The sequence below is a fragment of the Mycobacterium stomatepiae genome (assembly GCF_010731715.1).
GTDB lineage: Bacteria > Actinomycetota > Actinomycetes > Mycobacteriales > Mycobacteriaceae > Mycobacterium > Mycobacterium stomatepiae.
The window spans coordinates 1,692,406-1,718,313 of record NZ_AP022587.1 but is presented as its reverse complement, the minus strand read 5'-3'; the positions used below and the strand labels follow the sequence as shown (position 1 = coordinate 1,718,313).

The 25,908-nt window shown below is 66.5% G+C and carries 22 protein-coding genes and 2 pseudogenes; 13 read left to right on the top strand and 11 right to left on the bottom strand.

Features of this window, described 5'->3' with window-relative positions:
* Nucleotides 1-82: 82 nt before the first annotated feature.
* A complete protein-coding gene (locus G6N54_RS08200; RefSeq protein WP_163789606.1) occupies nucleotides 83-1,831 on the top strand; it encodes a proline--tRNA ligase in 1,749 nt (582 codons plus the stop codon).
* 59 nt (nucleotides 1,832-1,890) lie between these two features.
* Here the strand turns inward: G6N54_RS08200 and G6N54_RS08195 are convergent, their stop codons facing one another.
* Together G6N54_RS08195 and G6N54_RS08190 are read right to left on the bottom strand one after the other, a co-directional pair.
* Nucleotides 1,891-2,337, bottom strand: a complete 447-nt coding sequence (locus G6N54_RS08195; RefSeq protein WP_163789604.1) for a ferritin-like domain-containing protein — start codon at nucleotides 2,335-2,337, stop codon at nucleotides 1,891-1,893.
* Nucleotides 2,334-2,876, bottom strand: coding sequence for a hypothetical protein (locus tag G6N54_RS08190; protein ID WP_163789602.1), 543 nt, complete (start codon nucleotides 2,874-2,876; stop codon nucleotides 2,334-2,336). Before G6N54_RS08190 ends, G6N54_RS08195 begins: the two co-directional genes overlap by 4 nt.
* Nucleotides 2,877-3,082: 206 nt before the next feature.
* Between G6N54_RS08190 and rimP the strand changes: the two genes are divergently transcribed.
* The 6 genes from rimP to G6N54_RS08160 all read left to right on the top strand — a co-directional run bounded on the left by rimP (nucleotide 3,083) and on the right by G6N54_RS08160 (nucleotide 9,502).
* Nucleotides 3,083-3,616: a ribosome maturation factor RimP gene (gene rimP / locus G6N54_RS08185; RefSeq protein WP_163789600.1), complete on the top strand. Its 534-nt coding sequence runs from the start codon at nucleotides 3,083-3,085 to the stop codon at nucleotides 3,614-3,616.
* Entirely contained in the window at nucleotides 3,613-4,668 is a 1,056-nt protein-coding gene (gene nusA, locus G6N54_RS08180) for a transcription termination factor NusA (RefSeq protein ID WP_163789598.1), read from the top strand. The genes rimP and nusA overlap by 4 nt, the downstream gene beginning before the upstream one ends.
* A gap of 130 nt (nucleotides 4,669-4,798) precedes the next feature.
* The gene (locus tag G6N54_RS08175; protein WP_179969184.1) at nucleotides 4,799-5,170 is read left to right on the top strand and encodes a YlxR family protein; all 372 of its coding nucleotides are present in this window, start codon (nucleotides 4,799-4,801) and stop codon (nucleotides 5,168-5,170) included.
* A 63-nt stretch (nucleotides 5,171-5,233) separates the two neighbouring features.
* Nucleotides 5,234-8,029, top strand: coding sequence for a translation initiation factor IF-2 (gene infB, locus G6N54_RS08170; RefSeq protein WP_163789595.1), 2,796 nt, complete (start codon nucleotides 5,234-5,236; stop codon nucleotides 8,027-8,029).
* Nucleotides 8,029-8,517 carry a 30S ribosome-binding factor RbfA gene (rbfA, locus tag G6N54_RS08165; protein WP_163789593.1) on the top strand — a complete coding sequence of 163 codons (489 nt, stop codon included), beginning with the start codon at nucleotides 8,029-8,031 and terminating at the stop codon, nucleotides 8,515-8,517. Before infB ends, rbfA begins: the two co-directional genes overlap by 1 nt.
* Nucleotides 8,492-9,502 carry a DHH family phosphoesterase gene (locus tag G6N54_RS08160; protein WP_163789591.1) on the top strand — a complete coding sequence of 337 codons (1,011 nt, stop codon included), beginning with the start codon at nucleotides 8,492-8,494 and terminating at the stop codon, nucleotides 9,500-9,502. The genes rbfA and G6N54_RS08160 overlap by 26 nt, the downstream gene beginning before the upstream one ends.
* Before the next feature lie 7 nt (nucleotides 9,503-9,509).
* On the opposite strand, the gene G6N54_RS08155 is transcribed toward G6N54_RS08160, so the two are convergent.
* The 3 genes from G6N54_RS08155 to G6N54_RS08145 all read right to left on the bottom strand — a co-directional run bounded on the left by G6N54_RS08155 (nucleotide 9,510) and on the right by G6N54_RS08145 (nucleotide 11,601).
* Nucleotides 9,510-10,091 (bottom strand): hypothetical protein, encoded by a 582-nt coding sequence (locus tag G6N54_RS08155; protein ID WP_163789589.1) that lies wholly within the window; start codon nucleotides 10,089-10,091, stop codon nucleotides 9,510-9,512.
* A 206-nt stretch (nucleotides 10,092-10,297) separates the two neighbouring features.
* Nucleotides 10,298-11,047, bottom strand: coding sequence for an enoyl-CoA hydratase (locus tag G6N54_RS08150; RefSeq protein ID WP_163789587.1), 750 nt, complete (start codon nucleotides 11,045-11,047; stop codon nucleotides 10,298-10,300).
* Nucleotides 11,048-11,103: 56 nt separating this feature from the next.
* A complete protein-coding gene (locus G6N54_RS08145; RefSeq protein WP_232073508.1) occupies nucleotides 11,104-11,601 on the bottom strand; it encodes a PAS domain-containing protein in 498 nt (165 codons plus the stop codon).
* A 164-nt stretch (nucleotides 11,602-11,765) separates the two neighbouring features.
* On the opposite strand from G6N54_RS08145, the gene G6N54_RS08140 reads away from it, so the two are divergent.
* The 4 genes and pseudogenes from G6N54_RS08140 to G6N54_RS31825 form a co-directional block, all read left to right on the top strand.
* Nucleotides 11,766-12,752, top strand: coding sequence for a LysR family transcriptional regulator (locus tag G6N54_RS08140; protein WP_163789584.1), 987 nt, complete (start codon nucleotides 11,766-11,768; stop codon nucleotides 12,750-12,752).
* 172 nt (nucleotides 12,753-12,924) lie between these two features.
* Entirely contained in the window at nucleotides 12,925-14,649 is a 1,725-nt protein-coding gene (oxc, locus tag G6N54_RS08135) for an oxalyl-CoA decarboxylase (protein ID WP_163789582.1), read from the top strand.
* Between the two features lie 81 nt (nucleotides 14,650-14,730).
* The gene (gene frc / locus G6N54_RS08130) at nucleotides 14,731-15,597 is read left to right on the top strand and encodes a formyl-CoA transferase (protein WP_332107608.1); all 867 of its coding nucleotides are present in this window, start codon (nucleotides 14,731-14,733) and stop codon (nucleotides 15,595-15,597) included.
* 12 nt (nucleotides 15,598-15,609) lie between these two features.
* A pseudogene (locus G6N54_RS31825) lies at nucleotides 15,610-15,987 on the top strand (CoA transferase); the annotation flags it as partial.
* A 98-nt stretch (nucleotides 15,988-16,085) separates the two neighbouring features.
* On the opposite strand, the gene G6N54_RS08125 reads toward G6N54_RS31825, so the two are convergent.
* Complete coding sequence (locus G6N54_RS08125; protein ID WP_232073506.1) at nucleotides 16,086-17,324, bottom strand: MFS transporter; 1,239 nt, start codon at nucleotides 17,322-17,324, stop codon at nucleotides 16,086-16,088.
* A gap of 601 nt (nucleotides 17,325-17,925) precedes the next feature.
* Here G6N54_RS08125 and frc (G6N54_RS08120) point away from each other — a divergent pair.
* Nucleotides 17,926-19,155: a formyl-CoA transferase gene (gene frc, locus G6N54_RS08120; protein WP_163789578.1), complete on the top strand. Its 1,230-nt coding sequence runs from the start codon at nucleotides 17,926-17,928 to the stop codon at nucleotides 19,153-19,155.
* 317 nt (nucleotides 19,156-19,472) lie between these two features.
* Nucleotides 19,473-20,867 (top strand): OFA family MFS transporter, encoded by a 1,395-nt coding sequence (locus tag G6N54_RS08115; RefSeq protein WP_163789576.1) that lies wholly within the window; start codon nucleotides 19,473-19,475, stop codon nucleotides 20,865-20,867.
* Here G6N54_RS08115 and G6N54_RS08110 read toward each other — a convergent pair.
* The 5 genes and pseudogenes from G6N54_RS08110 to G6N54_RS08090 all read right to left on the bottom strand — a co-directional run bounded on the left by G6N54_RS08110 (nucleotide 20,831) and on the right by G6N54_RS08090 (nucleotide 25,897).
* The gene (locus tag G6N54_RS08110) at nucleotides 20,831-21,502 is read right to left on the bottom strand and encodes a GntR family transcriptional regulator (RefSeq protein ID WP_269475881.1); all 672 of its coding nucleotides are present in this window, start codon (nucleotides 21,500-21,502) and stop codon (nucleotides 20,831-20,833) included. The genes G6N54_RS08115 and G6N54_RS08110 overlap by 37 nt on opposite strands.
* Nucleotides 21,503-21,836: 334 nt before the next feature.
* Nucleotides 21,837-22,657: pseudogene (locus G6N54_RS08105) on the bottom strand (NAD-dependent formate dehydrogenase).
* 452 nt (nucleotides 22,658-23,109) lie between these two features.
* The gene (locus tag G6N54_RS08100; protein ID WP_163789572.1) at nucleotides 23,110-24,498 is read right to left on the bottom strand and encodes an NAD(P)(+) transhydrogenase (Re/Si-specific) subunit beta; all 1,389 of its coding nucleotides are present in this window, start codon (nucleotides 24,496-24,498) and stop codon (nucleotides 23,110-23,112) included.
* Nucleotides 24,495-24,809, bottom strand: a complete 315-nt coding sequence (locus G6N54_RS08095; RefSeq protein WP_163789570.1) for an NAD(P) transhydrogenase subunit alpha — start codon at nucleotides 24,807-24,809, stop codon at nucleotides 24,495-24,497. Before G6N54_RS08095 ends, G6N54_RS08100 begins: the two co-directional genes overlap by 4 nt.
* Nucleotides 24,806-25,897, bottom strand: coding sequence for a Re/Si-specific NAD(P)(+) transhydrogenase subunit alpha (locus G6N54_RS08090; protein WP_163789567.1), 1,092 nt, complete (start codon nucleotides 25,895-25,897; stop codon nucleotides 24,806-24,808). Before G6N54_RS08090 ends, G6N54_RS08095 begins: the two co-directional genes overlap by 4 nt.
* Between the last annotated feature and the right edge of the window lie 11 nt (nucleotides 25,898-25,908).

The window sequence follows — 25,908 nt, the reverse complement described above, 5'->3', positions numbered from 1 at the left end:
TTCGTACTTTGCCTGCGAATCTTCAGCCTCGGCGCAAGCCGCGAACCGGCCGCGCGCCACAGACCTACTAGGCTGGCCCGCTGTGATCACCCGGATGTCCGAGCTGTTCCTGCGCACGCTGCGCGACGACCCCGCCGACGCCGAAGTGCCCAGCCACAAGCTGCTGGTGCGGGCCGGATACATCCGTCAGGTGGCGCCCGGCCTGTACAGCTGGATGCCGCTGGGGCTGCGGGTCCTGCGCAACATCGAACGCGTTGTCCGCGAGGAGATGAACGCGATCGGTGGCCAGGAGATCCTCTTTCCCGGGCTGCTGCCGCGTGGGCCGTACGAGACGACGAATCGCTGGACCGAATACGGCGACGGGGTGTTCCGCGTGCAGGACCGTCGCGGAAACGACTACATGCTCGCCCCCACCCACGAAGAGTTCTTCACCCTGGCCGTCAAGGGGGAGTACAGCTCCTACAAGGACTTCCCGCTGACGCTGTACCAAATCCAGATCAAGTACCGCGACGAGGCGCGGCCGCGGGCCGGCATCCTGCGGGCTCGCGAGTTCGTCATGAAGGACTCCTATTCCTTCGACACCGACGCGGCCGGCCTCAAAGCGGCCTACCACGCGCACCGCGAGGCCTACCAGCGCATCTTCGACCGGCTGGCGGTCCGCTACGTCATCGTGTCGGCGGTGTCGGGCGCGATGGGTGGCAGCGCGTCCGAGGAGTTCCTGGCGGAGAGTCCGATCGGTGAGGACACCTTCGTCCGGTGCGTGGAATCCGGCTACGCCGCCAACGTCGAGGCGGTGATCACCGCCCAGCCCGAGGCCACGCCCATCGACGGGCAGCCCGAGGCCGTCATGCACGACACCGGTGACACCCCGACCATCGCCACCCTGGTCCAGTGGGCCAACGGCGCCGGTCTCGGCCGCACCGTCACCGCGGCCGACACGCTGAAGAACGTGCTGCTCAAGATCCGCCAGCCCGGCGGCGAGTGGGAGCTGCTGGCCATCGGGGTGCCCGGAGATCGCGAGGTTGACGACAAACGGCTCGGCGCTGCGCTGGAGCCGGCCGAATACGCGTTGCTCGACGACGCGGACTTCGCCAAGTACCCATTCCTCGTCAAGGGCTACATCGGTCCGAAAGCATTGCGCGACAACGAGGTTCGCTACCTCGTCGATCCGCGGGTGGTGGACGGCACCAGCTGGATCACCGGCGCCGACGAGCCGGGCCGCCACGTGGTCGGCCTGGTCGCCGGACGCGACTTCACCGCCGACGGCACCATCGAGGCCGCCGAGGTGCGCGAAGGCGACCTGTCTCCCGACGGGGCCGGCCCGCTGGTGATGGCGCGCGGCATCGAGATCGGGCACATCTTCCAGCTGGGCCGCAAGTACACCGACGCGTTCACCGCCGACGTGCTCGGCGAGGATGGCAAGCCGGTGCGACTGACGATGGGTTCGTACGGCATCGGGGTGTCGCGACTGGTCGCCGTCGTCGCCGAGCAGCAGCACGACGAGCTGGGCCTGCGCTGGCCGGCGTCCATCGCGCCGTTCGACGTGCACCTGGTGATCGCCAACAAGGACGCGCAGGCGCGCGAGGGAGCGACGGCGCTGGCCGCCGACCTGGATCGGTTGGGGCTCGAGGTGCTGCTCGACGACCGCACCGCCTCGCCCGGGGTCAAGTTCAAGGACGCCGAGCTGCTCGGGATGCCCTGGGTCGTCGTGGTCGGGCGGGGCTGGGCCGACGGCGTGGTGGAGCTGCGCGACCGGTTCGGCGGGCAGACTCGAGAGCTGGTGGCCGGCACCTCGCTGGCCACCGACATCGTGGCGGCGCTGACCGGCTAGGTGTTCGATGGTGGCGACCCGCTATACCCGGCTTCGCCGCGTTTGCGATCGCCACGCCGCTACTCGTTGCCGCCCGGGAAGCTGGTCGTGATCGGCCAGGCGCCCAGGACGCGGCTCCATCGCGCACCCATCACCGCGCTCTGCGTCAGGGCCGTCGCGGCGAACGCGCGGTCCTCGGCGGTCTCGGCGTGCTCGGTGACCGCGCGCCATGCCGTCGCGCCGTCGTTCTCCATCCGCACCGCCAGGCGCGCCGCGTCGGCCGGACTACCCACCAGCAGCGGTAGCTGATAACCGGCGGCGGCGGGCGGCGGGGTGACCTTGCGGGCGGCCAGCATCGCGATCACGTCGTCGCGGCGCTGGCGGTGTTGCAGCAGCGCCTCCAACACGAGGTTGTTGACGCTGGGCGGTGACAACGCCGAGACGATGCCGTAGCCGTAGACGGTCGAGTGCTCGACGGCCAGCGCGTCGCAGAGCGCCGCGTTGTCGGCGTCTTGGCCCGAGGTCATATCGACGGCCCCCCGGGTACCAGCGCAACCAGGTAGGACGCCGTGCACGAGGCGGCGATCGAGGCGAGCAGCCCCGCGCGGTAGCCCGACTCGGAGGAGACCAGGCGGGTGGCATTGTCCGCCGAGACGCGCAGCGCACTGATCACGTCGGACACCGGGGGAGGCGGCGGCGCTGGCCCCGCGGGCGCGGCCGGGCTGGGGCTGGGGCTGGTCGTTTCGCTCGATGAGGCGGTGAGCTTGCCGGCCGCCCGAGCGATCTCGGTGGACAGTGCGCGGGCGTGTGCGGCGCGCTGGTTCGCGACCACCGACAGTGCGGCCGCGATCTGCGGCGCGACGCCGACGGCCGCGGCGGCGGCACCCGCAAGCACGCTGTCGTGTCTGGCCTGGTCTAACGGACCCAGCAGCTGTTCGACCGCGGGGGGTTTCGGCGGGGACTCACCGCAGGCGGATGCGACCACCCCGAGCGCGGCGAGCGCGGCACCCCCGGCGAGCACACCCCGCCTGCTGGTGACGGGTACAGCGCTAGGCACGCACAACATCCTGCCATTGGCCGCAGGCCGGGCCTGTCGCGGTGGACCTCGACCTACGCGATCACCTCGTCAGACCCGATTCCTGGCGTATCGTTAGTAGCTGGTTCTGGCGGAACGGCAGCTATGTGTTCCACCGGGACGCGGGAAGCCGCCCCAAGATGGCTGGGCGGCAACATCAGCCAGATGACCGGACAACTCAAGATGAGGAGCTCGCCGTGACCACCGGCCTACCGTCGCAGACGCAGGTGATCGAGCTACTCGGTGGTGAGTTCGCGCGCGCTGGCTATGAAATCGAAGACGTGGTGATCGATTCCCGGGCGCGTCCGCCCCGAATCAAAGTGATTGCCGATGGCGATACCGCACTGGACTTGGACACCGTAGCGACCCTCTCACGTTCGGCCTCGGCTTTGCTGGACGGCCTGGACAGCGTCGGCGACAGCTACGTCCTCGAGGTCTCCTCGCCCGGCGTGGATCGCCCGCTCACCACCGAGAAGCACTTCCGCCGGGCGCGCGGCCGCAAGGTCGAGCTGTCATTGTCGGACGGTTCACAATTGACCGGCCGGGTGGGGGAGACCCGCGCGGACGCGGTGGCACTGGTGGTCCGTGACGGCCGCGGCTGGGCGGTGCGCGAGGTCCCGCTCGCGGAGATTGCGAAAGCTGTTGTCCAGGTGGAATTTTCGTCGCCTTCGGCGGCCGAGCTGGATTTGGCGGGTGCGGGTGAGGCCCGGGGAGCGGAGGCCGGAACATGAACATCGACATGGCCGCGTTGCACGCGATCGAGGTGGACCGGGGCATCTCGGTCAACGAGCTGCTCGAGACGATCAAGTCCGCGTTGCTGACCGCCTACCGGCACACCCAGGGTCACCAGAACGACGCGCGGATCGAGATCGACCGCAAGACCGGCGTGGTGAAGGTGATGGCCCGCGAGGTCGACGAGGACGGCAACGTCATCAGCGAATGGGACGACACCCCCGAGGGTTTCGGCCGCATCGCGGCGACCACCGCACGTCAGGTCATGCTGCAGCGCTTCCGGGACGCGGAGAACGAGCGCACCTACGGCGAGTTCTCCACCCGCGAGGGCGAAATCGTTGCCGGCGTGATCCAGCGTGACAGCCGCGCGAATGCCCGCGGTCTGGTCGTGGTGCGGATGGGCAGCGAAACCAAGGCCTCCGAGGGCGTCATCCCGGCGGCCGAACAGGTCCCCGGCGAGAGCTACGAGCACGGCAACCGGGTGCGCTGCTACGTGGTCGGCGTGACGCGAGGCTCGCGCGAGCCCATGATCACGCTGTCGCGCACCCACCCCAATCTGGTCCGCAAGCTGTTCTCGCTGGAAGTCCCGGAGATCGCCGACGGGTCGGTGGAGATCGTGGCCGTGGCGCGCGAGGCGGGTCACCGCTCCAAGATCGCGGTCGCGTCCCGGGTGCAAGGCCTGAACGCCAAGGGTGCCTGCATCGGTCCGATGGGGCAGCGGGTCCGCAATGTGATGAGCGAGCTGTCCGGCGAGAAGATCGACATCATCGACTACGACGAGGACCCGGCCCGGTTCGTCGCCAATGCGTTGTCGCCGGCGAAGGTGGTGTCGGTGTCGGTCATCGACCAGACCGCCCGCGCCGCCCGCGTGGTGGTGCCCGACTTCCAGTTGTCCCTGGCCATCGGCAAGGAGGGGCAGAATGCGCGGCTGGCCGCCCGGCTGACCGGGTGGCGCATCGACATTCGCGGCGATTCGCCCACCGGTTCCGGGGGGCCGTCCGAGGACCACCCGGAGCACGGCGCCAGCCATCCGGTGGCCCACGATCACTAGCCCGACGTCACCGGTGCGCTTTGAGTTTGGCGAAGCCGGTTTTTCGCGGCCGCAAGCGCGATCGGGCGCGCACGTTACAGTGCGGTTGCGGGTGGTTCTGACCATCGGTTCCGTGACGCTAGACTGAGCCGTGATCCAGCGCGAGCCTTCGGGCGCGGCGCACCCTCACCGGGACAGAACGAGTGGACCTGTGCGGACGTGTGTCGGGTGTCGAAAGCGAGAGTTGGCCGTCGGACTGCTCCGAGTGGTGGCGGTGTCTACCGGGAACGGCGAATACGCCGTACTCGTTGACACGGCGACGCCTCTGCCGGGGCGGGGTGCGTGGTTGCATCCCGCGTCGCGGTGCGTACACGAAGCGATTCGGCGGCGGGCTTTCACCAAAGCGCTGCGCATCGACCGTCCACCGGACACATCCGCGTTGGTCGAGCACTTAAAGGTGCTCGACTCGCCCGGCAACAGAACAGGTAGCGAAGAACATGAGCACACCGTGAAGTCCCGATGACCATGCGTCATAGCTAAACCCGAGGCGCGGCCCGCTGCTGTCGCCTCATAGACAGGAGATGTAGTGGCAGGTAAGGCCCGCGTACACGAGTTGGCTAAGGAACTCGGTGTCACCAGCAAGGAAGTTCTCGCCCGACTGAATGAACAGGGCGAATTCGTCAAATCCGCATCGTCGACCGTAGAGGCCCCGGTTGCTCGCCGGCTGCGCGAGTCGTTCGGTGGCGGCAAGCCCGCGGCCGGCGCCAAGAGCGCCCCGAAGAGCCCGGACCGCGCGCTCGACCGGGCCCTGGACAAGGCGATTCAGAAGCCCTCCGGCAACGGTGAGGCGACCGCCGCCCCGGCGAAACCCGCCGAAACCGCCGCCCCGGCGCCCGTCGCCAAGCCTGCCCCGGCAGCCGGGACCCCCACGCCCGTGGAGCCGACGCCCGCGCCCCGACGGCCCGCGCCGTCGCCCGCGCGTCCCTCGGCTCCGTCCCCCGGGCAACCGAAACCGCCGGCACCCGGTGGTCAGGCGCCCGGCCAGCAGCCGCCGTCGCCCGGTGCGACGCCCGGCCCGCGGCCCGGCCCGATCCCGAAGCCGGCGGCACGCACCCCGCGCGTCGGCAACAACCCGTTCTCGTCGGCGCAGCCCGTTGACCGGCCCATTCCGCGTCCGCAGGCGCCACGCCCGGGTGCGCCCCGGCCCGGCGCGCCCCGACCGGGCGGCGGTGCATCGCCCGGCAGCATGCCGCCGCGTCCCGGCGGCGCCGGTGGCTTCCAACGATCGGCGCGTCCCGGCGGCGGCGGCCCCCGTCCCGGCGGCGGTCCCCGTCCCGGCGGTGGTGGCCGCCCCGGTGGTCCCGGCGGCGGTGGCGGCGGCGGTAACTACCGCGGCGGTGGCGGCGTCGGTGCCGCGCCCGGCGGTGGCGGCGGCTTCCAGGGCCGTCCCGGCCAGCGCGGCGGTGCGGCCGGTGCGTTCGGCCGTCCCGGTGGCGCGCCGCGCCGTGGTCGCAAGTCGAAGCGGGCGAAACGCGCCGAGTACGAGAACATGCAGGCCCCGGTCGTCGGTGGGGTGCGGTTGCCGCACGGCAACGGCGAAACCATCCGGCTGGCCCGTGGCGCATCGCTGAGCGACTTCGCCGACAAGATCAACGCCAACCCGGCCTCGCTGGTGCAGGCGCTGTTCAACCTCGGCGAGATGGTGACCGCCACCCAGTCGGTCGGCGACGAGACGCTCGAGCTGCTGGGCAGCGAGATGAACTACGTCGTCCAGGTCGTCAGTCCCGAGGACGAAGACCGTGAGCTGCTGGAGTCGTTCGACCTCACCTACGGCGAGGACGAGGGCGGCGAGGACGATCTGCAGACCCGTCCGCCGGTGGTGACCGTGATGGGTCACGTCGACCACGGTAAAACCCGGTTGCTGGATACCATCCGCAACGCCAGCGTCCGTGAGGGCGAGGCCGGTGGCATCACCCAGCACATCGGTGCCTACCAGGTCGCCGTCGACTTCGAGGGCAGCGAGCGGCTGATCACCTTCATCGACACCCCGGGTCACGAGGCGTTCACCGCCATGCGTGCCCGCGGTGCCAAGGCCACCGACATCGCGATCCTGGTGGTCGCCGCCGACGACGGCGTGATGCCGCAGACGGTGGAGGCGATCAACCACGCGCAGGCGGCCGACGTGCCGATTGTGGTGGCAGTCAACAAGATCGACAAGGAAGGCGCCGACCCGGCCAAGATCCGCGGCCAGCTTACCGAATATGGTTTGGTGGCAGAGGATTTCGGCGGCGACACGATGTTCGTCGATATCTCGGCCAAGCAGGGCACCAACATCGAGGCGCTCGAGGAGGCGGTGCTGCTGACCGCCGATGCCGCGCTGGACCTGCGGGCCAACCCCGACATGGAGGCCCAGGGTGTGGCGATCGAGGCGCACCTGGACCGCGGTCGCGGACCGGTTGCCACCGTGCTGATCCAGCGCGGCACGCTGCGCGTCGGTGACTCGATCGTCGCCGGCGATGCGTACGGCCGCGTCCGGCGGATGGTCGACGAGCACGGCGAGGACGTCCACGAGGCGCTGCCGTCGCGGCCGGTGCAGGTCATCGGTTTCACCTCGGTGCCCGGTGCGGGGGACAACCTGCTGGTCGTCGACGAGGACCGCATCGCCCGCCAGATCGCCGACCGGCGCAGCGCCCGCAAGCGCAACGCGCTGGCGGCACGGTCGCGCAAGCGGATCAGCCTGGAGGACCTGGACTCGGCGCTGAAGGAAACCAGCCAGCTGAACCTGATCCTCAAGGGCGACAACGCCGGTACCGTCGAGGCGCTCGAAGAGGCCCTGATGGGAATCGAGATCGACGACGAGGTGGAGCTGCGCGTCATCGACCGCGGTGTCGGTGGCATCACCGAGACCAACGTCAACCTGGCGTCGGCCTCGGACGCGGTGATCATCGGCTTCAACGTGCGTGCCGAAGGCAAGGCGACGGAGCTGGCCAACCGCGAAGGCGTGGACATCCGGTACTACTCGGTGATCTACCAGGCCATCGACGAGATCGAGAAGGCCCTGCGCGGCATGCTCAAGCCGATCTACGAGGAGAACCAGCTGGGCCGCGCCGAGATTCGGGCGATCTTCCGGTCCTCGAAGGTCGGTGTCATCGCCGGTTGCCTGATTACCTCCGGAATCGTGCGCCGCAACGCCAAGGCCCGACTGCTGCGCGACAACATCGTGGTCGCCGACAACCTGACGATCTCCTCGCTGCGCCGCGAGAAGGACGACGTCACCGAGGTTCGCGACGGCTTCGAATGCGGTATGACGCTGACCTATTCCGATATCAAGGAAGGCGACGTCATCGAGTCCTTCGAACGCGTCGAGAAAGAGCGCGTCTGATGGCCGACCCCGGGCGGGCGCGCCGGCTGGCCAAACGGATCAACACGATCGTCGCCTCGGCGATCGAATTCGAGATCAAGGATCCGGGGCTGGACGGGGTGACCATCGTCGATGCGAAGGTCACCGCCGACCTGCATGACGCGACGCTGTTCTACACGGTGATGGGACCCACGCTGGACGACGAGCCCGACTACGAGGCGGCCGCCGCCGCGCTGGACCGGGCCAAGGGAACGCTGCGCACCATGGTCGGTGCGGGCACCGGCGTGCGGTTCACTCCCACGTTGACGTTCACCCGGGACACGACCACGGCCACCGTGGCGCGGATGGACGAGCTGCTGGCGCGTGCCCGCGCCGCCGACGCGGACCTGGCGCGAGTTCGGGTGGGAGCCAAGCCGGCCGGGGAGGCCGACCCATACCGTGAGAGCACGGGGGCAGCGGGCGGGCACGACGCTGGGGACACCGGTGACGACCATCGACCCCAAGACTGAGCTGGCCCGCGCCCCCCGCGCGGGGACGCGGGTCGACGCGATCGTTGCGGCCGAATTGCTTTCGGCGGCAACGACAATCGGGGTGATCTGCCACGTCCATCCCGACGCCGACACGATCGGCGCGGGATTGGCACTGGCCGCGGTGCTCGATCGGAGCGACAAGCAGGTCGAGGTCAGCTTCGCCGCTCCGTCGACCCTGCCCGAGTCGCTGCGTTCGCTGCCAGGGTGCGAGCTGCTGGTGACCCCCGACGCGATGCGCCGCGACGTGGACTTGGTTGTGACGGTGGATGTTCCGAGCAAAAAACGGCTCGGCGCGCTCGGCGACGTGCTCGGGCCGGAGCAGCCGCTGCTGGTGATCGATCACCACGCCTCCAACGAGATGTTCGGCACCGCGAACTACGTCGACCCGTCGGCGGACTCCACCACGCTGTTGGTGGCCGAACTTCTCGATGCCTGGGGCAAGTCGATCGACCGCGACGTCGCACACTGCATCTACGCCGGCCTGACCACCGACACCGGTTCGTTCCGCTGGGCCAGCGCCCGCGCCTTCCGGCTAGCCGCCCGGCTGGTCGAACTCGGCGTGGACAACGCCAAGATCAGCCGAACGCTGATGGACACCCACCCGTTCGTCTGGCTACCGCTGCTGTCCCGGGTGCTGGGCTCGGCGCAACTGGTGCCGGACGCGGTCGAGGGGCGCGGGCTGGTCTACGCGGTCGTCGACAACCAGGACTGGACCAACTCGCGTCCGGAGGAAGTCGAGAGCATCGTCGACATCGTGCGCACCACGCAGCAGGCCGAGGTGGCCGCGGTGTTCAAAGAGGTTGACCCGCAACAGTGGTCGGTGTCGATGCGCGCCAAGGCCGACGTGGATCTGGCCGCGGTCGCGTCGGTGTTCGGCGGCGGTGGTCACCGGCTGGCCGCCGGCTACTCGACCTCCGGGTCGATCGACGACGCGGTGGCCTCGCTGCGTACTGCGCTTGGTTAGCGCTGGGCTAGAACGCCCAGCTTCCCACCGACTGCAGGACGAATCCGTGGTCCCCGCTGGTGGTATCCAGGCAGGCGATCAGGTTGTCGGCGCCCACCGCGCAGGTGACGTTGAGGTAGGACAATTTCTGCCCGGCGGCCAATGGTTTACCGGCATAGGGCAATGCGGCCGGGTTGCCGCCGCATCCGCTGTAGGACATCCGGCTCAATTCGTAGCCGGGCCCCTTGAAATTCACCGCGCCCTCCACGCAGTCGCCCGGTCTCGGGTGCCCGCCGCCGGGAAAGAGAACGTCGTCTATTCCGGGCACTTCGCCATTGCACTTAATGTCTTGTGATGGTTGCGGCACGGGCGCCGGCCCGCCATAGAAGTCGCACACCACCGAGTTCGGTGCCGAGAAACTAATCCGGGGCGAGCTGCCCGGCAGCGACGTCGTCAGATATCCGTCGGCCGCAACCGCGGTAAATCCGTCGAGATTGGGAAAACGCGGCGGCGGCTGTGCGGCCGCGTGCTGCCCGGATACCATCGCCGACGCGGTGACCAGGGCCAGGACGCCGAGAACCCGCATCGTGAGGTCGACGATAATGCGCATCGATTCCTCCTGCTCTGGTGAATAGTTTCGGGTCGTTCTTGGGATCGTATTGTCTATTGGCGCGGCTGGCGATCAAAAATTTTCGCGGTACAGGTCAACGGCATATAAAGCGAAATTGCGGCGCGATGGCCGGTCCGCGGCCGGGCCATTTCCATTTGCCCGGCGCCGGCTGAATTCCGTCATCGCGGTGATTGCGCGGACCGCCGTCAGCGGACTTGCGCCCGACCGCGCTGCAGCACCGCCTCGCGATTGGCGGCGATGTCGTCGCCGGTGGTCCGAAACTGCCGGGCCGCCATGGCTTCCAGCCACAGGCCCTCGCTGGTCTGGGACTCGTCGATGCGATGGTAGGAGCTCAGCAGTGCGCGCACCGCGTCCTGGTTGTTGCCGACGATCGACGCGGCCACGCGGCGGGCGGCGGGTAGCAGCTGGTCGTGCGGCACCACCTCGGTGGCCAGCCCGGCCCGCAGCGCGTCGGCGGCGGACAGGTAATCGCCGGTGAGGCTCATGCGCCGGGCCAGGCCGACACCCACCTTTTGCGGCAGCCGCACGCTCAGTCCCCAGGTCGGCAGCAGGCCGACCCGGGCATGGGTGTCGGCGAAGCGTGCCTGCTCCGAGGCGATCACGACGTCGCAGTACAGCACCAGCTCCAGCCCGCCGGTGACCGCGGCTCCGTTGATCGCGCCGATCACCGGCTTGGTCATCGGCGGCCACCGCGGCGAGATGTCGGGCAGAGCCGTCGAATCACCCAGCTCCTTGAGATCCAGTCCGGCGCAGAACACCGGATCGGCCCCGGTCAGGATCACGACGTCCACGTCGTCGTCGGTTTCGGCCTCGGCCAGCGCCGCGAAGAACCGATCCCGCAGCGCCGAGGACAGCGCGTTGCGCGACTGCGGCCGGTTCAGGGTCAGGGTGCGCACCCGCTCGTCGGTGCTGACCAACAGAATGTCGTCGCTCATGGCATCACCGTAGAGGGTCGCGACGGACACCGATGCGGTCGGCCGGGCACCGGAGATCAAGTGGTCGCGCTCTCGAGGTCGACCAGGCGCGCCTCGAGTTCGGCAAGCCGGCCGCGCAGCGCCCGCTCCGCGTCGCGGCGCTCGGTCACCTCGCGCATGATCGCGGATATTCCGACGATGCGACCGTCGTCGTGGTGCAGCAGGGCGACGCTGAATTCGATCGACAGCCGGCGCCCGTCCCGGTGCGTAGCGGGCACGCTCAGCAGTTGCTCGCCGTAACGGGTTTGCCCGGTGGCCATCGTTTGGTGATAGCCGTCCCAGTGTCGTTTCCGCAGCTTTGCCGGGATGATGATGTCGAGGCTCTGTCCCATCGCCTCGGACGGGGAGTAGCCGAAAACGCGCTGCGCCCCGTTGTTCCACAACCGGATCGTCCCGCTCGCGTCGCACACCACGAGCGCCTCCGGCGTCGCGGCTACGACCGCCTGGGCAAGCCATTCCGCACTCATGTCGGTGTCCGCGGCGTGCGGTGCCACGCGTGAATCCGGGCTGTTCACATTTGTTCCCTTTCTATGTCGCGAACCGCGATGAGTGAGCCTCATCGCTGAACGGGGTTCCTACTGGCGAGTAGTCTAATGAATAATGCATACTGCATACAGTCTGCTGAGTCGTTTACGACTGGCCATCAGCGGGCTGGGTCGGCCGGCGAGGAGGAGCCTTCATGCTGCTACGTCAACTCGAGTACTTCGTTGCGGTGGCGAGGGAGCGACACTTCGCGCGCGCGGCCGAGGCGTGCTACGTCTCCCAGCCGGCGCTGTCGGCATCCATTGCGAAGCTGGAACGCGAACTCAACGTCATGTTGATCAATCGCGGACGAAACTTCGAGGGTCTCACGGTGGAGGGTGAACGGCTTGTCGTGTGGGCCAAAAGGGTTCTCGCGGTTCACGACGGTCTGGTAGCCGAAGCGGCCGCATTGCGGTCGGGCATTTCGGGCGTGTTGCGATTGGGGTCCGGGCGGGCGGTATCGACGATGACGGCGCTGCCGATCGCGGCCTTTTGTTCGTTGCACCCACTGGCCCGGGTGAAGGTCACATCCCATTTTCCGACCACAGAATTGGTGCGCCAGCTGCGCTCTTTCGAGCTCGACGCCGCCATTGCGCATTTCGATGCGCACGAGCGCTCGGACCTGGAAGTGGTGCCGCTCTACGAGGAACAGTGCGTGCTGCTGGTGGCGGGAAAGCAGCTGGTGTCGGCGGCGACCAGCATTACCTGGTCGGAAGCGGCCCAGCTGCCGCTTGCGCTCCTGGCGCCGGACGTCGGATTTCGGCAATTCATCGACAATGCTTTCGCCGACGTCGGCGCCGCGGTGGTACCGCAGATCGAGACCGACTCGATGGCATCGCTTTACGCTCACGTCGCCACGGGTGCGTGGGCAAGCGTGGTGCCGCACACGTGGTTTCGTTCGATGCCGATGACCGGCGCAATGCGGGGTTTGCGCTTGGTCGAGCCGGATCAACGGGCGCCGATCGCGATCGCGATCCATGCCTCTGCTCCGGGTTCTGCTGCGGCAAGGGCATTTTTGAACGTGGCGGTGGGCGCACCCCTTGGCCGCGAGGATTTTACCTACCCGGGCCAAGACGTGGACGGTGAATTCGATGCGGGCGCGACCGTCGCGAGTACCGCGGTGAGGGGATCTTTTGTGGCCTGATCGCTTCGCGAATAACCGAGTTGTCTGAAACTCCGGACCGCAGCGGACCGTGATAACTCCCAGTTATCTGATGAGTGCCATCAGGTCTTGGACGTGGCTTTGAGATTGAGGAAAAGTGAAGAGCGAGAAAGAAATTCGACCAAGGCGTCTACCGCCGGAAAGAGAAGTTGTAATGACCGCCGCTCCCATCGAAGACACCGAGGCTGGAGACGCCGGGGCCCTCACCGATGGGATACATCTGGTGGTCGACGCGCTCCGGCTCAACGATGTGCACACCATTTACGGGCTGGTGGGCATTCCCATCACCGACTTGGCGCGGACCGCGCAGGCCTCGGGTATCCGCTACATCGGTTTTCGTCACGAGAGCGCCGCGGGACACGCCGCGGCGGCCGCCGGTTTCCTGATCCAGAAGCCCGGCATCTGCTTGACGGTATCAGCACCCGGATTTCTCAGCGGACTCGTGGCGCTGGCCAATGCGACGACCAATTGCTTTCCAATGGTGCAGATTTCGGGCTCAAGTGAGCGCCATCTCGTCGATCTGCAGCGTGGCGACTATGAGGAAATGGATCAGCTTGCCGCGGCCCGACCCTTCGTCAAAGCGGCTTACCGGGTGTCTCGGGCCCAGGACATCGGCCGTGGTGTGGCGCGGGCAATTCGCACGGCGGCTTCCGGGCGTCCCGGTGGGGTCTACCTAGACATCCCGGCAGCCGTGTTGGGCGAGGTTCTCGACGCCGAGTCCGCTGCCGAAACGCTCTGGCGCGTGGTCGATCCGGCGCCACGCCAACTGCCCGACCTCGACTCGGTAGATGCGGCGATCGAATTGCTCGCCACCGCCCAGCGACCGTTGATCGTCCTGGGCAAAGGCGCTGCATACGCACAGGCGGACGAGCAGATCAAAGAATTCGTGGAAAGCACCGGGGTGCCCTACTTGCCGATGTCGATGGCCAAAGGGCTGCTGCCCGACGATCACCCGCAGTCGGTGGCCACGACCCGATCGCTGGCGCTGCGCCGCGCCGATGTCGTCCTGCTGGTGGGGGCGCGGCTGAACTGGTTACTCGGACATGGCGATGCGCCGCAGTGGAATTCGGGCGCCAAGTTCATCCAGATCGACATCGAAGCCAGCGAGATGGACAGCAATCAGCCGATCGCGGCCCCGCTGGTCGGCGATATCGGTTCGGTGATGCAGGCACTGGTGGACCGCGCCAAGCCGGGTCAGATCAGCGCGTCGGCACAATGGCGTGCGGAACTGGCAGCCAAGGCGGCGCAAAATGTCGCCAAGATGGCGGACCGTCTGGCCGCCGCCCGCGTTGCTGCGCCAATGAAATTCCTTGGCGCACTGCAGGCGATCCGCGATGTGTTGCAAGACAATTCGCAAGTATGTGTGGTCAACGAGGGGGCTAACGCACTCGACCTGGCGCGCAGCACGATCGCGATGTACCGGCCGCGCCGGCGCCTTGACAGCGGGACCTGGGGCGTGATGGGCATCGGGATGGGGTATGCGATCGCGGCCGCCGTGGAGACCGGTGAACCCGTGGTGGCGATCGAAGGTGACAGCGCCTTCGGTTTCAGCGGAATGGAATTGGAGACAATCTGCCGCTACAAGCTGCCGATCGTCACCGTCATCCTCAACAACAGCGGTGTGTATCGCGGTGACGAGAACTCGGGATCAGACGACCCGGCGCCGACGGCGCTGGAGGCCCACCACGAGTTCATGATCAAGGCCTTCGGCGGTGCGGGTTACCGGGCCGAAACGCCCGACGAGGTCGCCGCGGCGCTGCGGGAGGCCCTGGCGTCGGGGCGGCCGGCACTGATCGATTGCCTGATCGATCCGTCGGACGGGACCGAGAGTGGCAACATCGCTCACCTCAATCCCAAGGGGATCACCAACCCGGGCTGAAAGTGCGCTGGGATGCCTGCTTACCAGGCAAGACGTCGATATAAGACAACTCGAAAGCACGAGAAAGAAAGGAAATCTGTGATGAGCGAACTGCCGTTGTCTGGCATCAAGGTCATCGACTTCACCGGGGTGCAGGCGGGGCCCGCCTGCACCCAGATGCTCGCCTGGTTCGGAGCGGACGTCCTGAAGGTCGAGCGGACCACTGGTGGCGATGTGACGCGTAATCAGTTGCGCGACATACCGGATGTCGACGCGTTGTACTTCACGATGCTCAACAGCAACAAGCGTTCGCTGGCGATCAACACGAAATCTCCGCAAGGTGTCGAGGTGATGGAGAAGCTGATCCGCCAGGCCGATGTGCTGGTGGAGAACTTCGCTCCAGGGGCGATGGACCGAATGGGGTTGTCCTGGGACAAGATCCAGGAGTGGAACCCGCGGCTGATCTTCGGTTCGGTCAAGGGCTTTAACGACGACTCGTCGTGGAACGACCTCAAGGTCTATGAGAACGTCGCGCAGTGCGCCGGCGGCAACGCTTCCACCACCGGCTTCTGGGATGGGCCGCCGACCGTGGCCGGGGGCGCCCTCGGCGACAGCAACACCGGTATGCACCTCCTGATCGGCATCTTGACCGCACTGATCGCGCGCGACAAGACCGGCAAGGGCCAGAAGGTGTCTGCGTCCATGCAGGACTCCGTGCTCAACCTGTGCCGGGTCAAGCTGCGCGACCAACAGCGCCTGGAGCGGGTGGGCTACCTGGAGGAGTACCCGCAGTACCCCAATGGCACGTTCGGCGACGCGGTGCCGCGCGGCGGCAACGCCGGCGGTGGCGGCCAGCCCGGCTGGGTGGTCAAGTGCAAGGGCTGGGAGACCGACCCCAACGCCTACATCTACTTCACCATCCAAGAGCAGAACTGGAAGCGCACTGCCGAGGCCATCGGTCGCCCCTAGTGGGTCGACGACCCGGGCTACAGCACCGCGCGGGCCCGTCAGGACAAACTCTTCGACATCTTCGCCGAGATCGAGAAGTGGCTGGCGGACAAGACGAAGTGGGAAGCAGTCGACATCCTGCGCGAGTGGGAGGTGCCGTGCGCGCCTGTGATGTCCATGAAGGATCTCGCCGAGGACAAGGATCTGCGCAAGAGCGGGACCATTGTCGAGGTCGAGCAGAAGGGGCGCGGCACGTTCTTGACGGTCGGCAGCCCGATCAAGTTCTCCTCCTTCAAGCCCGAGATCAAGGGTGCACCGCTGCTGGGTGAGCACACCGACGAGGTGTTGGCCGAATTGGGTTATGACTCGGACACCATCGCCGGATGGCGGAAGGAAGCGATAGTCATCTAGTGAGGGGCGGGCCGAGCCCCTCAAATCGCCGGGTCACGGCGGGAATGGCCCCAGGGATTCGTTCCCTGGGGCCATTTCGTTGCCACGTGCCGAATGTGTCAATTCGACAGGCGGCAAACGGGATAACCGGGGCGCCGAAGCCACCGTGGTGCGATGGCGGCGCACCAGCAGAGCAAGCCGACGGCGACGAAGGCCGCTCCCAGCCGTCCGGCAGGCAGCGACAGCGCGGGCAGGCCCACCCCGATCAGACCGCCGAAGACCTTGGCGCTGTAGAGCAGCCCGAAGTTCCCGACCGCGCTGCGCTCGCCGAAGTAGTCGGCGACGAGATTGATGAACAGCGAATAGAAGGCGCCGCCGGCCAGCCCGCCGAGCGCGGCAAAGGTGACGAATCCGACGGTGGAGCCCGCCGAGGCCGAGTACGCCAGGCCCACCAGCGCCAAAACCTCGACTCCGAGTGCGGGACTCAACGTTTGACGTCTGTCGTATCGGTCCGAGAACCGGCTCGCGATGATACGTCCCCCGCCGTTGACCAGTGCCAGCACCGCAACGGCGATCGCGCCGACGGCCAGCGACAAGCCATGGGTTATGGCGATGGCCGGCACGTAGACGATGCTCAACAGCGCCGCGGCCGATGCCACCACCGCAATGGCGTAGACGACACAAAAGGCCGAGGTGCGTGCGGCCTCACTGGGCCAATACTGGCGTATCGCCGGCGCATTGCCCCATAGGCTGCGGTTTATCCGCTTGTCGAAGCCCCACAGTCGAGGGTCGACCTCAGCCGGCCACCAGTCTGCGGGTGGGTCGCGAAAAAGGGCGCCGCACAACGTCACTACGACGAGGACACACACCCCGACCGCGGTGAACACCGGCCCGATGTTGTGGGGGTGGAGTGCGAAAGCGAACAACACGACGAACGGGACCGCGCCGCAACCGAACCCGCCTGACACCAGCGAGACTTTCGCACCCCGTTGCTCGGGATACCAATGGGCAACAGTGGAAAGGCAAGTGGCGTAAACCATCCCGGCGCCGATACCGCACAACGCGGAGTAGCCCAGCACCGCGAGTGCGAGATTGCCCGTGCACGAAAGCGTCAGCGGGCCAAGGGCGGACAAGACAGCGCCGATCGACATCGCGGCCGACGGGTGAATTTTCCACCGCCGTCTCAGCGGTGGCGTGGCCGCGGTGGCGCCCGCCTGGAAGAGCACCCACAACGCCAGTACCCAGAAGGCGCCGGGGGAAAGCGGGTGATGCGGCTGCTGAACGGCGATAACCGCGACACCGTAGCCGAATTGGAGCACGCTGATACCGGCCATCGCCGTCCATGGCAGCCACAGCATCCAGCTTCTCGAGCGCGCCATGATGTCGTGCGGGCGTTCGCCGACACGGTACGAGCAGCCATGTGCTCGAATTTGTAGGCCCGAGTTTCCCTCACCGCCGGATATCATAACTCTCCTATACATACAGTATGCATTTGTTGTACTACTGATCACACTGTGTGTCCAGGGGCAGGGGAGCGACCTCGAGAATGAGGGGCTTTCGGCTCGTGAGCGGAGCTGGCGCAACATTATTCGGCAAACAACTTTGTTCGGCTAATTCGTTGCCCGCCGGGGCTTGGCGACGTCCATTCCATCGGTGCCGGTGTCTGATAGGTATTGGCGAAGGTACGGCGCTAGACAATTCGCCTGTGATTGGGGACACTGTTCGTATACGGTATACAGTCTGCAGAAGGCAACGAACGCTCCGGCCGTTGCAGCCACATCCGCTGCTTCGCGGTCTCCTGCTGTGCGGCGAAGCGGACGGGCAGCAGGCGCAGAAAGCTGAGGTAGTGGTGGGCATCGCCTCCCGGCCATTGATCCGAATCCACACGGGCAGTGGAGCTCTCGGTGCCCGGCACGACGCGACCTTTCAGGCATAACGACACACCTCAGGGGAGATCTCATGGGTAAGGCATTAGACGGCGTTCGGGTGCTCGATATGACTCACGTGCAGTCGGGTCCCTCTGCGACGCAGATGCTGGCCTGGTTGGCCGCCGACGTCGTCAAGCTCGAGACACCAAACGGCGGAGACGTCACTCGGGGCCAGCTGCGCGACCTCCCCGAGGTGGACAGTCTCTATTTCACAATGCTGAACTGCAACAAACGCAGTGTGACGGTGAACATGAAAAGCGAAGACGGTCAGGAGATCTTCAGCAGACTGGTAGCGCGCTCCGATGTGTTGGTGGAGAACTTCGGCCCCGGCGTCGTCGACCGGTTCGGTTTCAGTTGGGCTCGGCTGCAGCAGATCAACCCACGGTTGATCTATGCGTCGATCAAGGGATTCGGCCCGGGCAAGTACGTCGACTTCAAGGCCTACGAAATCATCGCCCAGGCGGTGGGTGGAGCCATGGCCACCACGGGTTTCGAGGACGGGCCGCCCACTGCCACGGGCGCACAAATCGGCGACTCCGGCACCGGGATTCAACTCGTCGCCGCCATCCTGGCCGCGCTGTTCCAGCGCACCAACACCGGCCGTGGCCAGCGTGTCGAGGTCGCGATGCAGGCCGCCGTGCTCAACCTATGTCGGGTGAAGTTGCGCGATCAGCAGCAGCTGGCGCATGGCCCGCTACACGAATACCCCAATGAGCGCTTCGGCGACGAGGTGCCGCGGTCGGGCAACGCGTCCGGGGGAGGCCAACCCGGTTGGGCCGTTCGCACCAAAGGCGGTGGCCCCAACGACTACATCTACGTCATCGTTCAGCCCGCCGGATGGGCGCCGCTCGCCGAGCTGATCGGACGGCCCGACCTCGCCGATCATCCGGACTGGGCCCGGCAGGAAGACCGGCTACCCAAGCTGGACAAGGTCTTTGCTCTGATCGAGGACTGGAGTCAACGGCACACCAAATGGGAGGCCATGGAGGCGCTCAATGCTCTCAACGTGCCCTGCGGCCCGGTGCTCAGCACCAAGGAGCTGATCGAGGACCAGACACTGGCTGATCTGGACGCGATCGTGACCGTCGAGCACCCCGAGCGCGGTGCGTTCAAGACCGTCGGCAGCCCGCTACGGCTGTCCGACTCACCCGTCGATGTGGTGCGTTCACCGCTGCTCGGCGAGCACACCGAGGAGATCTGCGAGGAACTCGGTTATTCGCCAGATGAGTTGCAGCGCTTCAGAAGCGCCGGCGTGATCTGAACTGGCACTGGCATGAGACTCGTCTAGAGACCCCTCGGCTCGGTGGAGAAGGACCCGGTTGTGGGAGAGGGCCGCGCGCAACTCGGTGAACGACCGAGGCGGATCATGACTGGCCGGCCACGGCTTCAGATGTCGGGCGTGGCCAACGGGCTGCGATGTGCGGGCGAAATCGCCGGCCGTGCACCGCCTTAGACACTACGGATCCGAACTTCCCCCGAAGCCAGAAACCAAACCGTCAACTCGATGGTTGCCGCGTCGTCGGACGCGAGCAGTCATCGAGCCACCCCGTCATGCCCTTTTCCGAAAGTGAGTCAACGATGTCTTCAACTCTCACCTCCTATCGCGAGGTGATCGACGCGAACGGTCGCGTCTATCGCGTCGGCGAAACCGATCGCGACCTGCTCGGCAGATCCCGGGCTTCGATGGTCTGGCTGCCGTGGATCGCGATGATGGCAGTCAGCGTTTTTGAATACGGTTACGGCGCCGCCGCCGACATCCTGCGCCACGCCCACGGCTGGACTCTGTCCGAAACCTTCTGGCTGCTCTCGGTGTGGGCGGTGTTTCAGGCGGCCGTCGCCTATCCCGCCGGCCGGCTGAGGGAGAAGGGAATCACCTCGGCCAGGTCCACCATGCTGGCCGCCGCCGTGTTGTCCGCGCTGGGTTTCGTCACCGTCGCGCACAGCAGCAATCTGGTCGTGGCCTTCCTCGGATTCGCGGTATGCGGTGGCTGCGGCGTCGGGTTGGTGTACTCGACGGGAATCACCATTGTCGGTAAGTGGTATCCCGAGCGGCGCGGCGCCAAGACCGGGTTCGTGTGCGGCGGGTTCGCCTACGGCGCAGTACCTTTCATCTTCATCTTCAGTTATGCGCTGCACCCGAACACCTACGAGTGGGTGCTCGACCTGGTAGGCGCATTCATGCTGATCGTTCTCACGGTATGCGGCCTGTATTTCCAGGACCCGCCCAAGAACTGGTGGCCGGCCGATGTCGACCCGCTGCAGCACGCCGACGCCAACGCCAACGTCAGAAGCCTGCAGAAAAATCCCCCGGCGGTGCGCCAGTACAGCCCGCTGGAGGCGATCAAGACGGGCATGTTGCCGCTGATCTGGCTGTCGTTGGGGATCACGACCGGTGTCTCGCTGTTCGGCATCAGCTACATGGTTCCGCTCGCCAAACACCTCGGCTTCGGCGCGATGATCGTGGCCTCATCGGCGGGCGCGCTGTCGATCATCAATGGCGTCGGCCGCACGGCGACCGGCTATGTCTCGGACCGGATCGGTCGCAAGCAGACGCTGCTGGTCGTGCTGCTGGTGTCGGTCGTCGCCCTGATCGGTCTGCTCTACACCGGGCTGGCCAAGAACGAGATCGCCTTCATCTTCTTCGCGGTCCTCGTCGGGTTCGGCGGCGGTGCTTTCTATCCGCTGTTCGCGACGCTAACCACCGACTACTTCGGCGAAAACAACAACGCCAGCAATTACGGCATCGTCTACAGCGCCAAGCTGGTTGGCTCGATCCTGGGAATTGGCGTGGGCGCCAGCGTGATTGACGCCTGGGGCTACACCGGTGCCTACTGGCTGGCGGCGGCAAGCGCGCTGCTCTCAGCGGTAACCGCGGCGTTTTTGCGGCAGCCGGGACGGCGGAGAAACAAGGATGTGACGGCTCCGGCGCCGGTCGGTCAGGCCACGCCCTCGGCGCCTTCGGCGGCTTCCTGACGCCGCTGGTGGTAGATCTCGCGGGTGCGTTCGGTGTGACGGCGCATCAGGTCTCCGGCCCGCTTGCCACTGCGTCCGGCGATGGCCTCGATCAGCTCGGCATGTTCGTCCCAGGCATCCTTGCCACGGGCTAATGCGATGGGCTCGTAATACCACCGCACCCGGCGCCCGACCTGTCCGATCAGGTTGGCCAGCACGCTGTTGGCCGACATCGCAACGATATAAGAGTGGAAGGCATCGTTGGCGGTGACAAGACCCTCTTTGTCGCCGCCGGCGAGTGCCTTTTCTCCAGTCCGGTGCAGCTCCCAGAGGCGTTCCACCTGGGGCGGTTTGGCGGCGCGAGCGGCCAGCCTGGCCGACTCGGCCTCGAGCAGGGTGCGCACTCCCAACAGCTCATCGGCCTCGGCGTCGGTGGGCACGTGCACGAATGCGCCCAGGGCCGGGCGCAGGTCGACCCAGCCCTCGCTTTGCAAGCGCTGCAACGCCTCTCGAATGGGTTGGCGGCTGACACCGAGCTGGGCCGCCAACTCGTTCTCCACCAAGTGCTGCCCGGGTCGCAGCTCACGGGTGATGATCAGCTCCATCAGCGCCTCGTAGGCGGCCTCGCGCAACGGCGCCGGTCGCTCCAACCTCATTCGCGACCCAGCTTGGCTCGGCGCGCCGGTGGTGGCCATGAAGTCTTCCCTCACTCCCGTCCTGGTTAATCGAGGTTTACTCGAGAATTGCGTACGTAGCATACAGTCCACAACATCCAACTGGGCCGCTACGGCACCGCGAAATGTGCAGCGATTCTCAAGGTTTTATACAGGATGCGGCCGGGCTGAGTTGGTAAATGCCAGATCGCAAACATTGCGACGTGATTCGTGGCACTTACACGGTCAAGAAAAAATCACGGGGCTGGCGAGCAGAATATCGATCTGCTCGCCAGCCCCGTGGGCTTTTCAGCTCAGCGCGGCAACCGATCCGCCGCTAGGCGGATTTGGCGGTCGCGGTGTACGACCGCGCCCCGACGCCGGCCAGCGCGCCCCCGTCGACGATCAGGTATTCGTCACGGATCGGCTTGCCGCCGAAGTAGCACTCCAGGATCTCCCTGGTGCCGGCCGCATACCGAGCCTGCGCCGACAGCGACGAGCCGGAGATGTGCGGTGTCATGCCGTGATGGGGCATGGTGCGCCACGGGTGATCGGCCGGCGCCGGATGTGGGTACCACACATCGCCGGCATAGCCCGCCAATTGACCGCTCTCCAGCGCACGCACAATCGCATCCTGGTCGCAGATCAGGGCTCGGGCCGTATTTATCAAGTAGGCACCGCGTTTCATCGTCGCGAGCAGCTTGTCGTCGAACAGCCCACGGGTCTCCGGGTGCAGCGGAGCGTTGATCGTCACGACGTCGAGGTGCGGCACCATGGCTTGCACGCTGGGGTGATAGGTCAGGTTCAGTTCCTTTTCGACCTCGGCGGGAGCCGGTGCTTGTCGGTGTAGTGCAGGTGCACGTCGAACGGCGCCAAGCGGCGCAGCACGGCGAGCCCGATTCGGCCCGACGCGACGGTGCCGACGTGCATTCCCTCGAGGTCGTAGGAACGCTGCACGCAGTCGGCGATGTTCCAACCGCCGTCGATGACCCACTGGTAGGAGGGCAGGTAGTTGCGGACCTGCGACAGAATCATCATCACCACGTGCTCGGCGACGCTGATGCTGTTGCAGAATGTGACCTCGGCGACCGTGATCCCGGCGTCGATCGCCGCGTCCAGGTCGGTGTGATCCGACCCGATGCCCGCCGTGACCGCCAACTTGAGTTGGGGGCGCGCGCGATCCGCTCGGCGGTCAGATATGCCGGCCAAAATGGTTGTGAGATAACCACTTCGGCGTCGGCGAGGTGGCGGTCGAATTCCGAGTCGGCGCCTTCCTTGTCGGAGGTCGCGATCAACTCGTGACCGAGACCCTCCAGGTAGCGCCGCAGGCCCAGTTCACCGGAGACGCTGCCCAGTAGTGCGCCCGGGGCGAAGTCGATGGCCGACGGGGTGGGCAGCGTTTGCCCGTCCGGGTAGCTGTCCAGGTGGGGCAGGCCATCGCGCGGGAATTCGCTGGGATATCCGGTTACCGGGTCGTCGTAGAGGACGCAAACCACTTTTGACATTGAATCTCGATTCCTTTCTAACCGCCGATCTTCGGCGCTTTCCTGCCGCCGCGCTGATGTGGCGGTCAAGCGTGTTCTTCTCGCGCGGCCCGTCTCGCCGCGATGTCACAAAACCTTGAGTTCCTCGGTGATTTCGGCGACGGACGCCTTCGCGTCGCCGAACAGCATCGAGGTCTTCTCGTTGAAGTACAGCTCGTTCTCGATTCCGGCGAATCCGGGATTCATCGAACGCTTCAGCACGATGACGGACCTGGCCTGGTCGACGTCGAGAATCGGCATGCCGAAGATCGGGGATGCCGGATTCGACCGTGCCGCAGGGTTTGTCACATCGTTGGCGCCGATCACCAGGGCCACGTCGGTGCGGCTGAACTCGCCGTTGATTTCGTCCATCTCTTTGAGCTGCTCGTAAGGGACATCGGCCTCGGCGAGCAAGACGTTCATATGGCCGGGCATGCGACCGGCTACCGGATGGATGGCATGCCGGACCTCGACGCCGCGCCCCTCCAGCAGACCGGCCATTTCACGCACCACGTGCTGGGCCTGTGCCACGGCCATTCCGTAGCCGGGCACGATGATCACCTGGCTGGCATAACCCATCTGCAACGCCACATCGGCGGCACTGGTCTGGCGCACGGTCTGGTCGGCGCCCCCGTCCGGGCCGACCGCGCCGGCGCCGGTGCCACCGAACCCGCCGGCGACAATAGCGGGGATGGAACGGTTCATCGCCTTTGCCATCAGGTTGGTCAAGATGGTTCCCGAGGCTCCAACGATCATCCCCGCGACGATCATCGCCGTGTTGTCCAGCGCCAGTCCGGTCGCCGCGGCCGAGAGTCCGGTCAGCGCGTTGAGGAGCGAGATCACCACCGGCATGTCGGCACCGCCGATGGGCAACACCACCATCACGCCGAGCACCGCGGCGAAGACGAGCACACCGATGAAGACGACCGGTGCGCGCTGGCCGGCTCCGATGGCGCCGGCGCAGGCGACGGCCGCGAGCAGCAGTACCAAGTTGAGCGGCTGCTGGGCTCGTCCCAGTCCGATTGGCCTGCCTGGCAACACTTCTTGCAATTTTCCGAATGCGATCAGCGATCCCCAGAACGAGAGCGAGCCGACGATGGCGGCGAACAGCGAGGCGATCGCCACATAGACCGGAGCCCAGGAGTAGCCGTGGGTGTCGCGAAACTCCACCCACGACACCAGCGCCACCGCGCCGCCGCCGACGCCGTTGAACAGCGCCACCATCTGAGGCATCGCGGTCATCTTGACCCGCTTCGCCGCCGGCACACCGATCACCGACCCGAGGAGTAGCCCGAACACGATCAGCAACCAGTTACTGGTGCCGGGAGTCAGCAGCGTGGCCACGATCGCGATCGTCATGCCCACGCCGGCAATCAGATTGCCGCGCGCCGCGGTGCGCGGGCCAGTCAGACCGGACAGGCCGAGGATGAACAGCGCGAACGCGACAATGTATAGAACCGCGATGAGTTCATTCACTTCGCCGACGCAACCTTTCCGGTCGGAACACTGGGCTTCTTCTTGAACATGCCGAGCATGCGATCGGTCACCAGGAAGCCGCCCACGACGTTGATCGCCCCGAAGGCGATGGCGATCACCAGCAACAGCCGGTCGAAGGCGTCGGTGCTCGACCGGCCGACGAGTACCAGGCCGGCAAGCAACACGATGCCGTGAATTGCGTTGGTACCGGACATCAGTGGGGTGTGCAGCGTGTTGGGCACCTTGGAGATCACCGCGAAGCCGACAAACCCGGCCAGCGTCAGGATTGCCAGGTTGGCGATCAGCGTCATCGGATTCCCGTCAATTCGTTGTCGGATTTGGTGACGCAGCACGCGTCGAGGATCTCGTCGGACAAGTCGCGCAGGTCCGCCCCGTCGAGCATGTGTTCCAGCAGCGCCGCGACATTGCGCGCGTAGAGCTCGCTGGCGTGCTCGGGCATGCTGGCCGGAAGGTTCAGCGGCGCCGCGATCGTGACGTCGTGCCGGCGCACCGTCTCTCCCGGTACGGTGAGTTCGCAGTTGCCCCCGGCTTCTCCGGCGAGGTCGACGACCACGCTGCCGCTGCGCATCAGGCGCACCGCCTCGGCGGTGACCAGTTTGGGTGCCGGGCGGCCGGGCACGAGGGCGGTGGTGATGACCACGTCGAAGCCCTGGATCGCCTGGGTCAGCCGGCCTTGCTGCTCGGCCTGCTCGCTGGGCGTCAGAGCGCGGGCGTAGCCGCCTTCGCCCGCCGCGGTGACACCGACGTCGAGCCACTTGGCTCCCAACGAGCGGACTTGCTCGGCGACCTCGGGGCGGACATCGAATCCGGTGGTGCGCGCGCCCAGTCGCTTTGCCGTAGCGAGCGCCTGAAGCCCGGCAACACCGACACCGAGCACCAAAACCGTTGCCGGCTTCACTGTTCCGGCGGCTGTGGTCATCATCGGAAAAAAGCGCGTCGAGCATTCCGCGGCGCACAACACCGCCTTGTATCCCGCGACGTTGGCCTGCGAGGAAAGCGCATCCATGGTCTGCGCACGCGAAATCCTGGGCACGGCCTCCATCGCGAAACCGGTTACACCCGCTCGGCGCAGCTGTTCGCTGAGCTCCGGTCGGGTGCGGGGGGCGAGGAAGCCGATCAGGCGGGCACCCTGCCTCAACCGGCCGATCTCCACCGCGGTCGGCGGGCTCACCTTGACCACCACGTCGGCCGACCAGGGGTCACCGATCACGGCCCCGGCCTTTCGATAGTCCTCGTCGCGGATCAACGCGCCGTCTCCCGCACCCGTCTCGACGACGAGATGGTGGCCGGCGGAGCGTAGGCGTTGGACGACGCCGGGTACCAATGCGACTCGGCTTTCGCCCGAGACGGTTTCGCGAGGCACTCCGATCGCAGGCATATTCCTCTTTC